The organism is Corallococcus llansteffanensis (genome assembly GCF_003612055.1).
Taxonomy (GTDB): domain Bacteria; phylum Myxococcota; class Myxococcia; order Myxococcales; family Myxococcaceae; genus Corallococcus; species Corallococcus llansteffanensis.
Genome location: NZ_RAWB01000425.1, coordinates 1 through 8,731 on the forward strand (window position 1 = coordinate 1; position 8,731 = coordinate 8,731).

The 8,731-nt window shown below is 72.2% G+C and carries 7 protein-coding genes; 2 read left to right on the forward strand and 5 right to left on the reverse strand.

Annotated features, from left to right (window positions below):
• Window positions 1–115 precede the first annotated feature (115 nt).
• Window positions 116–1,015 (forward strand): LysR family transcriptional regulator, encoded by a 900-nt coding sequence (locus tag D7V93_RS30600; protein ID WP_120609773.1) that lies wholly within the window; start codon window positions 116–118, stop codon window positions 1,013–1,015.
• A gap of 34 nt (window positions 1,016–1,049) precedes the next feature.
• On the opposite strand, the gene rsmB is transcribed toward D7V93_RS30600, so the two are convergent.
• From rsmB to D7V93_RS30620, 4 genes are all read right to left on the reverse strand, one after another.
• A complete protein-coding gene (gene rsmB, locus D7V93_RS30605; RefSeq protein ID WP_120646751.1) occupies window positions 1,050–2,366 on the reverse strand; it encodes a 16S rRNA (cytosine(967)-C(5))-methyltransferase RsmB in 1,317 nt (438 codons plus the stop codon).
• Complete coding sequence (locus D7V93_RS30610; RefSeq protein WP_208723206.1) at window positions 2,363–3,337, reverse strand: type II 3-dehydroquinate dehydratase; 975 nt, start codon at window positions 3,335–3,337, stop codon at window positions 2,363–2,365. The genes rsmB and D7V93_RS30610 overlap by 4 nt, the downstream gene beginning before the upstream one ends.
• Before the next feature lie 67 nt (window positions 3,338–3,404).
• Window positions 3,405–4,340 (reverse strand): methionyl-tRNA formyltransferase, encoded by a 936-nt coding sequence (gene fmt / locus D7V93_RS30615; protein ID WP_120646752.1) that lies wholly within the window; start codon window positions 4,338–4,340, stop codon window positions 3,405–3,407.
• A gap of 37 nt (window positions 4,341–4,377) precedes the next feature.
• Window positions 4,378–4,968 (reverse strand): signal protein, encoded by a 591-nt coding sequence (locus tag D7V93_RS30620; protein ID WP_120646753.1) that lies wholly within the window; start codon window positions 4,966–4,968, stop codon window positions 4,378–4,380.
• Window positions 4,969–5,072: 104 nt separating this feature from the next.
• Between D7V93_RS30620 and D7V93_RS30625 the strand changes: the two genes are divergently transcribed.
• Window positions 5,073–6,674 (forward strand): HEAT repeat domain-containing protein, encoded by a 1,602-nt coding sequence (locus D7V93_RS30625; protein WP_120646754.1) that lies wholly within the window; start codon window positions 5,073–5,075, stop codon window positions 6,672–6,674.
• A gap of 11 nt (window positions 6,675–6,685) precedes the next feature.
• Here D7V93_RS30625 and D7V93_RS30630 read toward each other — a convergent pair.
• Window positions 6,686–8,731, reverse strand: a 2,046-nt coding sequence (locus D7V93_RS30630; protein WP_244237610.1) for an FUSC family protein, incomplete at its 5' end; no start/stop codon positions are given.

The following is an 8,731-nucleotide window of genomic DNA, read 5'->3' on the forward strand; positions in this document are numbered from 1 at the left end:
GCCCCCGGACGCGCCCGAGCCCTGAACCCGGCGCACAAGCAGGCGCGCACATTCCCCGTAGTGATACTAATTACTACTGGCCCGGCCATTAGGTTTGAGGGTAGGAGACGGCCTTATGCAGCTCGAATCCTTGAAGATGTTCTGTGACGTGGTCGAGACCGGCTCGTTCTCTCGCGCCGCGCAGCTCAACCACGTGACGCAGTCGGCGGTGAGCCAGCAGATTCGCGCGCTGGAGAACCGCTATGAGCAGAAGCTGCTCTCACGCAGCGCACGGCAGGTGACGCCGACGCCCGCGGGGGAGCGCCTGTTCCGGGGCTGCAAGGAGATCCTGGCGCGCTTCGCGGAGGTGGAGCAGGAGATCCGCGAGCAGGCCACGGAGGTCCAGGGCGCCACCACGGTGTCCACCATCTACTCGGTGGGCCTGCACGAATTGAACGCCGTGCAGAAGCAGCTCTTGAAGACGCACCCCAAGGTCAACATGCGCCTGAACTACCGGCGCAATGATCAGGTCTACGACGACGTGATTCTGGGCGCGGCGGAGATTGGCATCGTGGCCTACCCGCAGCCGCGCGCGGGCGTGGACATCCTCCCGTTCCGCGACGACAAGCTGGCGGTGGTGTGCGCGCCCAACCACCCGTTCGCCACCAAGGCGAAGGTGAGCGTCACCGCGCTGTCGGGCGTGCCCTTCATCGCCTTCGACCGCGAGGCGCCCACGCGCAAGGCGTTGGATCGCCTGTTCCGCGAGAAGAACATCGACATCAATCCGGTGATGGAGATGGACAACGTGGAGACCATCAAGCGCGCGGTGGAGATGGGCCTGGGCGTGGCCATCCTCCCGCTCGCCACGGCCCACGCGGAGATCAAGGCGGGCACGCTGGTGGCGAAGCCCTTCGCCGAGGGGCCCGTGTCGCGCCCCATCGGCCTGCTCATCCGCAAGGGCAAGTACCTGGACCGCGCGTCCGCCGCCGTGCTGGAGGCCTTCAAGCAGGCCGCCCTGATTCCGCACGACGACTGACGCGGCAGCGGAAACCCACTCCCCCGGCGGGCGCTCAGTACATCTTGCGCAGCCGGGCGGCGAAGAAGCCGTCGTAGCCCTCCGGCCCCGGCAGCGTGCGCAGATACGCCTGGGCGAGCGGCAGCTTCAGGCCCGGCAGCACGGGCGGCTCCGCCGTCCACTCCGGGTGGCTGCGCAGGAACATCTCCACCTGGTCCTGCCCCTCCTGCGGCTCCGGCGTGCACACCGCGTACACGAGCAGGCCCCCGGGCGGCACCGCTTCCTGGCAGTTCTCCAGGATGCGCCGCTGGAGCGTGGCCAGCCGGGGCACGTCCTCCTCCTTGCGGCGGTAGCGCAGCTCCGGGTGGCGGCGCAGCGTGCCGAGCCCTGAACAGGGCGCGTCCACCACCACCGCGTGGAACTCGCCCCAGGCTTCCGGGAACGGCTCCGCGGCGTCGTGCGCGAATGCCTTCAGGCGGCCGGACAGCCCCAGCCGCTGGGCCTCCGCTTCAATCTTCCGCAGCTTGTTGGCGTGCAGGTCCACCGCCACCACGTCGTGCGTCTCCGCCTGGTGGCAGGCCTTGCCGCCCGGCGCCGCGCACGCGTCCAGCACGCGCGCGGACTCCGGGATGTGGCCATAGACGCCCACGAGCTGCGCGGCCTCGTCCTGCACCTGCCACAGCCCTTCCGAGTAGCCGTACAGGTCCTCCACCCGGCCCACGGGCGGCAGGATGATGCCCACGGGCGAGGACTCCGTGGGGCGCCCCTCCACGCCCACTTCCTTGAGCTGGGCGAGCAGCGCGTCGCGCGTCACCTTGGAGGTGTTGGCGCGCACCACCACCGCGGGCGGCAGGTTGTTGGCGACGAGCATGGCCTCCGCGCGCTCGCGGCCGAACTGGCGGATCCACCGCTCCACCAGCCAGCGCGGGTGGCTTTCGCGCACGGACAGGTACTCCACCGGGTCCTTCTGCGAGGGCAGCGGCGCGGACGGCAGCTCCGACAGCTTGCGCAAGATGGCGTTGGTGAAGCCCGCCGCGCGCGCGAGGCCCACGTCCTTCAGGGCCTGCACGGTCTCCGCCACGGCGGCGCGGGCGGGCACGCGGGTGTGGAAGAGCTGGTAGGCGCCCACGCGCAGCGCGGCCAGCACCTTGTCCTCCAGCGCGTCCAGCTTGCGGTCCGCGAAGCGGGTGATGGCGTAGTCCAGCGCGAGCTGCCGGCGGGTGGCGCCGTAGGCCAGCTCCGTGACGAGCGACGCGTCGCGCGGGTCCTTGGGCGGGTGTTCGGAGAGCGCCGTGTCCAGCACGACGTTGAGGTAGGCGTCCGTGGCGCGCACGCGCGCGAGGATGTTGATGGCGAGGGTACGGGCGTTCATCCTTCTTCCAGCCGGGTCATCAAATCCACCAGTTGCTCGTCCGTCATCCGCGTCGCGGGCAGATGGGACAGGGTGAGGCTCTGGAGGCTGTCCTCCAGCAGCTCGCGGTGGCCACTCTCCGCGGGTTCGCCACGCTGGACCTGCTGATACTTCGCGCGTGCCCAGGTGGCCAGCTCCGCTTCACTCATCCGCCCCGCCAGCCGGTCGGCGATCTTCTGGCGCACGAGCGCGCGCGTGAGCAGGTCCGACGCGGGCGTGGCCCCCGCCTTCGCCGCGCGGCCCAGCGTCTTGCCCGCCCGGCCCTCCGACTTCGCGTCGGAGGACGCCGTCGTCTTGCGGCCCAGCGTCTTCAACGGCCCGCCAGCCTCCGCCGTGCGCGCCAGGGAGCGCGCGGGCGCCGCCAGCCGCGTCAGGTCCGTGGCCCCGCCCTTGAGCGGGTGCACCCGGCCCACCAGCTTGGGCGTCGGCCGGGGCGCGTCTTCCGTCGGCTCCGGCTCCGAACCGGCGCCCTTGCCCTTGCGACGGCCCAGTGTCTTCACCGGCCCGGGGATGGCGGGGTGGAAGATGCCGCTGGAGAACGTCTCCAGGGCCTGGAGGTAGGGCTCGAAGCCGTGCAGCCCCAGCACCTGCATCGCGCACGCCTCGGCCACCACGGACTCGCGGGCGGGCGGCTTGAGCAGCACCTCGATGGCGGGCAGTCCCACCGCCTCCAGCGCCTCCTTCAGCGCGTAGGACGTGAAGAGGCCCGCCGGGTTGATGAGGATGCCCTCCACGTTCTTGCGCTCGGCGTGCAGCGTGTCGATGAGCACGCCCTCGTGGTTGGACTGGACGATCTTCAGCTCCAGGTCCAGCGCCTTCGCCTTCGCGCGCAGCGCGGCGTCCAGGTCCGACAGCCGTCCGCCCGCCGCGTCCTCGCGCTCGCCCAGCAGGTTGAGGTTCGGACCGTGCAACACCAGCAGCTTCATGCCCATCGACAAGACTCCCAGGCCTTCCAAGACCGCACGACGCGAAGATTCCACACGGCGCGCCGCAGCGCGCTCATGACGTGAACGGCTGACTGCCCGGCTGCAATTTGTGGCCGGAGAGGAAGTCCGCCGCGCGCATCACCCGCTTGCCCTCTGGCTGGACCTCCAGGAGGACGAGCGAGCCCTCGCCGCACGCCACCTCCAGGCCCTCCGGGCCCGCGGACAACACGGTGCCGGGCTCGCCCTTCCCCGCGGCGGGCCGCATGCGGTGCACCTTGAAGACCTTGCCTCCCAGCAACGTGTACGCGCCGGGCCACGGCGTGAAGGCGCGCAGCCGCCGGTCCAGCTCCACCGCGGACTTCGTGAAGTCCAGCTTCGCGTTCTCCTTGTCGATGATGGGCGCCAGCACCATGCCCTCGGACGGCTGGGGCGTGGGCGTCAGCTCCCCGCGCAGGTAGCGCGGCAGGGATTCCCGCAGCAGGTCGCCGCCCAGCGCGGCCAGCTTCGGGTGCAGCGTGGCGCTCGTCTCATCCGGCGCGATGGGCAGCCGCTTCATCGCCAGCATGGGGCCCGTGTCCAGGCCCTCGTCCATCACCATCAGCGTCACGCCCGTCTCCGCGTCGCCGTGCGCGATGGCCCACTGGATGGGCGCGGCGCCCCGGAAGCGCGGCAGGAGCGACGCGTGCACGTTGACGCAGCCCTTCACCGGCAGGGCCAGCAGGTCCTTGGGGAGAATCTTGCCGTAGGCCGTCACCACGCAGACGTCGGGCGCGTACTGGCGCAGCTCTTCGGAGAAGGGCGGCGTGCGCAGCTTCTGCGGCTGGAGCACCGGGATGCCCTTCTCCAGCGCGCGCTCCTTCACGGGCGGCGCGGCAGGGGCGCTGCTGCGGCCCTTGGGCTTGTCCGGCTGGGTGACGACAGCCACGACGTCGCCCACGTCGAAGCAGGCCTCGAGCGACGCCACGGCGAACTCGGGCGTGCCCATGAAGACGATGCGGGGTCGGCTCATTGTGAGGGGAGTCCCTTGGGAAAGAGGAAGGGGGCCGTCAGGCCACGGACTTGAAGGCACCGGACGGCGCGGCCGCGTCCACCGCCTGGCGCTTGCGCGCGCGCAGGGCCTCCAGCGTGGACAGGGCCTCGCGCGCCTCGGGCGTGGTGCCCAGGGGCTTGAGCACCTGCAGCGCCTGCTCCAGCGCCATGGCCTCGTCGGCCTCGCGCTGCCGGATGCGGTCCACCGCCTCACTGAAGCGCCCGAAGAAGGCCCTCAGCTCGTCCTTGCGCCGCAAGGGGCGCAGGCGCGGATAGCGGCCCGCCGCGAGCGCCGCGACGTACAGGCTCATCACGTGGACGGGGCCCGCCACACGGTGCGTGAAGAGCAGCCCGAACAGGCCGAGCGCGATGCCCATGCCCACGGTGCCCGCCCCGGTGAGCCACCAGAGGGATTCGGTGCCCGACAGTCCGCCCTCCTCCGCCATCCCCTGAGCCTGGAGGGCGAGGACACCGAACAAAAGCATGCTTCCCGCCCCCATCCCGGTGAGCAGCAGGATGTATTTGAGCTGGAACTCACGGTCGAGCAGGTAGGTCCGGCGCAGGATGTTCGGACGCGACGCGTTACGACTGTCATCGGTGAGGGCCATGTCGTTGACCAGCGTACCCCAGGAGTCGGGGGAGGTTTGCGTCCTTCGACACGTCAGGTCTACACCCGACGGCACGCGCTGACTTTTGGACGCAAAGGAGCCCCATGTCCCGCTCATTCGTCGCCCTGTCCCTCGCGGTGTCCTGCCTCACGCTCGGAGGCTGCAAGAAGGAGGACCCCAAGACGCCGGAGTACTGGCAGTCCAGCATGGAGGGGGCGAAGCGGCCGGATGACCGGGTGCGAGTCATTGAGTCGCTGCGCACGTCGGGCAACGTCAACGAGCAGTTCCTGCCCTTGCTCCACGCGAAGCTGTCGTCGGAGCGCAAGCCGGAGGTGAAGGCGGCGGTGGCGCGGACGCTGGGGGACTTGCACCACCCGTCGTCGCTGGAGCCGCTCACGGCCGCGTTGGATCCGTCCGCGAGCGACGCGTCCGAGCAGCAGGTGAACAAGGCGGTGGTGACGGCGCTGGGCCGGATTGGCGACGCGCGCGCGGTGCCGTCGCTGGTGCCGCTCTTGCGCAGCAAGGACAACTACACGCGCATCGAGGCCGTCCAGGTGCTGGGCGCGCTGAAGGCGAAGTCCGCGGTGGAGCCGCTCATCGCGATGGCCACCGACGAGGCGGCGGAGCCCTTCCTCAACAAGAAGGCCATTGAAGCGCTGGGCCAGATTGGCGACCCGCGCGCCATCCCCGCCCTGCTGCGCACGCTGACGAAGGAGCGCAAGGGCGTGTCCTTCTACGTGGAGAGCAGCTTCGCGCTGTACCAGCTGGGCACGCCCGCCGCGGACGCGCTCCTGCCGGCGCTGGAGGGCAAGGACGCGGAGCTGCTGTCGTGGGCGAAGGCCCAGGGCGTCAACCCGGCCAGCTACCCGATGAAGGCCGCGCAGGTGCTGGGCGACCTCCGGGAGAAGCGCGCGGTGCCGTCGCTGGTGAAGCAGCTGTCGTTCACCCACTCGGATCCGCAGATCCAGGCGCTGGTGCGGATGCAGGCGGCGGACGCACTCGGACGGATGCGCGCCCCGGAGGCGGTGAAGCCGCTGAGCGCGCTCGTGGGCGAGCCGGACCCCACCGTGCGCGACGCCTACGTGCGCGCGCTGGTGCTGGTGGGCAGCCGCGACGCGCTCCCCGCGCTGGAGAAGGCGGCGGGCAGCCCGGACTGGTACGCGCGCGAGGTGGCGCTCAAGGGCATCGCGCTCCTGGGAGATGCGCGGGAGCAGCCGGTGCTCGCGAAGCTGGCCGCCGCGGAGCCCGCGCGCACCGCGTCCGACTGCAAGGTGACGGGCGAGGAGGGCTGCGAGGACGCGGCGGCGCTGGGCAAGAAGCGCGCGGACCTGGTGCTGGGCCACGGCGCGGTGCTGGAGGCGGCGCAGGCGTGCGCCGGCAACGCGGGCTGCTGGTCGCAGCGGCTGCCCAAGGCGGACGCGGTGCTGCTGGAGCGCGCGGCGCTGGAGCTGGGGCGCTCGGGCGCCGCGGCCGCGGACGTGGGGCCCACCCTGGCCACGCGGCTCACCGAGAAGAACACCGAGGCGCGCGCCACGGTCATCCAGGCGGTGGACTGGCTGACGGATGAGCCCGCCGCGGCGAAGAAGGTGCGCGAGGCGTCCCTGCCCGCGCTGCGCAAGCAGCTGGAGGACGAGAAGGGCAACTCCAACTTCGTGCGCGTCAACGAGGACCTGCGCCGGCTGCTGGTCAAGCTGGAGCGGACCTGACGCCGTCCTCTTCAGGCGCGCAGCGCGGGCGGCATGCGCTCCACCGCGTGGTGGAGCACGCCCAGCTGACGCACCAGCCGTGACACCTGGGTGCGCGCCAGCGCGTCGGTGCCTTCCACCGGAGGCAGCTCGCGCTGGAGGCCGCCGGGCACGCGGCGCGCCACCAGCGCCTGGGACAGCTCCTCCAGCGCGTCCGACGCGTAGCGCACCACCGGGCCCAGGTCCGACGTGGAGTGCCACGCGCGGCTCGCCGCCAGCGCCGTCACCGCCGCGCTGAAGCGCCGCGCGAAGGTGATGAGCGCCATGCCCGGCTCCAGCTCCTTCGCGGGGCCCTTCCACTCGCTGAGCAGCCGCTGGAAGGACGCCTCCGCGGACAAGAGCGCCACGCCCACCTTGCGCCGCGCCTCGCGCAGGTCCGACTCCGTGGGCACCGGCGTCCGCGCCACCGCCCCCAGGTAGTCCCGGTCCGCCCGCAGCACGGAGGCCACCTCCTCCGGGAAGCGCGCGTGTTCGGGGCTGGGCCACAAGAGCCGGATGCCCACCAGCGCCAGCGCGCCGCCCAGCAGCGTGTTGAGGATGCGCACGCCCGCGAGCCGCCAGTCCCCGGACTGGAGCTCCGCGAGCAGCACCAGCGCGGGCGCGAGCAGCACCTGGAAGACGGTGAAGTTGAGGGGCCGCACGCTCACCGACACGCAGATGAGCACCACGATGGCCGCGAGCATCATCCACTTCGCGGGCAGCACGTGCACGAGCCCCATGGCCAGCACGCCGCCCATCAGCGTCCCCGCCACGCGTTGCAGCCCCTTCTCCACCGTGAGGCCCGCATAGGGCTGCAGCACGACGATGACGGTGATGGTCACCCAGTACCCGTGGTTGAGCCCCAGGCCCTCCGCCACCGCTGTCGCCACCGTGGCGGTGAGCCCCAGCCGCAGCGCGTGCCGGAAGACGACGGACTGGGGCGTCAGGTGGTCGCCCAGCACCGCCCACCAGGCGCGCTCCTGGCCGGGGCCCGGGGAGAAGGGCTTCGTGTCGCGCTCGGGAAGGGGCGTGCCGCGCTCCAGCCGCGAGGCCACGTCCAGCGCCACCGCGCTGTACTCGCGCAGCCGTCCCAGCAGGCCCGCGATGTGCGCGTACTGCGAGCGCGCCGGCTCCGGACCTCCGCCGTCCGCCGCCAGCACCCGCGTCACCCCTTCCGCGTCCCACGCGCTCGGCCCCGGCACCGAGCCCCGCACCAGCGCGCCCACCACGCCCCCGAGGTCCACCACCAGCGACCGCAGCGCGCGCTGCGCCTCCACGCGGGCCGCGCGACAAGGCCCCTCACGCGGGGCTTCGTCCAGCGCCTCCGTCATCGCGGTGAGCAGCAGCGACAGCGCGTCCGCGTCCTCCAGCAGCACCAGCAGGTGCTCCCCCCGGCCGCTCTCCTCCTGCCGTCCCTGCCGCGTGGCGCCCAGCGTGGCGCGCGCCGTCTCCAGGGACTGCCGCATGCGCGCGGCCCGCTGCACCGACTCCCACGTCCCCACGCGCGAGGACCCCTCCAACGGCCACTCCGCCACCGCCTCCGCGACGTTCGCCAGCGCCTCGTAGCAGGTGGCGATGGCGAGCCGCGCCGGGCGGTAGGGCCTGAGCGGCCAGAGCACCAGCCCCAGGAACATGGACCACAGGCCGCCCGCCACGAAGTACGCCGCCTGCATCAGCGCGGCCCCCGGCCCGTGCGACGGCAGCGCCACCGACACCACGAACAGGTTGGCCAGCAGCATCCCCACGATGCCCGGCGTGTCGCCGAAGCTGCGCGCGAAGCCGCACGCCGTCACCCAGCAGAGCGTCAGCGCCACGTCCACCCAGAAGGGGCTGGGCAGCGCGATGATCAACCCCACCACCGCGCCCAGCACCGTCATCGCGCCCATCGCCCGCGCGCGCGTGCGGTACGGCCCGCCCTTGTCCACCAGCGCCACGAAGAGCCCCGCCATGCCCGCCCAGGACGCCTGCGGCAGTTGCAGGAGCGCGGACACCGCCAGCGGGACGCCCAGCGCCAGCCCCGTGCGCAGCCCCGCCGCCAC

Coding starts and splice junctions, on each gene's coding strand:
- fmt (WP_120646752.1), bottom strand. CDS start 4,340: ATGAGCCGACCCCGCATCGTCTTCATGGGCACGCCCGAGTTCGCCGTG.
- D7V93_RS30600 (WP_120609773.1), top strand. CDS start 116: ATGCAGCTCGAATCCTTGAAGATGTTCTGTGACGTGGTCGAGACCGGC.
- D7V93_RS30625 (WP_120646754.1), top strand. CDS start 5,073: ATGTCCCGCTCATTCGTCGCCCTGTCCCTCGCGGTGTCCTGCCTCACG.
- D7V93_RS30620 (WP_120646753.1), bottom strand. CDS start 4,968: ATGGCCCTCACCGATGACAGTCGTAACGCGTCGCGTCCGAACATCCTG.
- rsmB (WP_120646751.1), bottom strand. CDS start 2,366: ATGAACGCCCGTACCCTCGCCATCAACATCCTCGCGCGCGTGCGCGCC.
- D7V93_RS30610 (WP_208723206.1), bottom strand. CDS start 3,337: ATGGGCATGAAGCTGCTGGTGTTGCACGGTCCGAACCTCAACCTGCTG.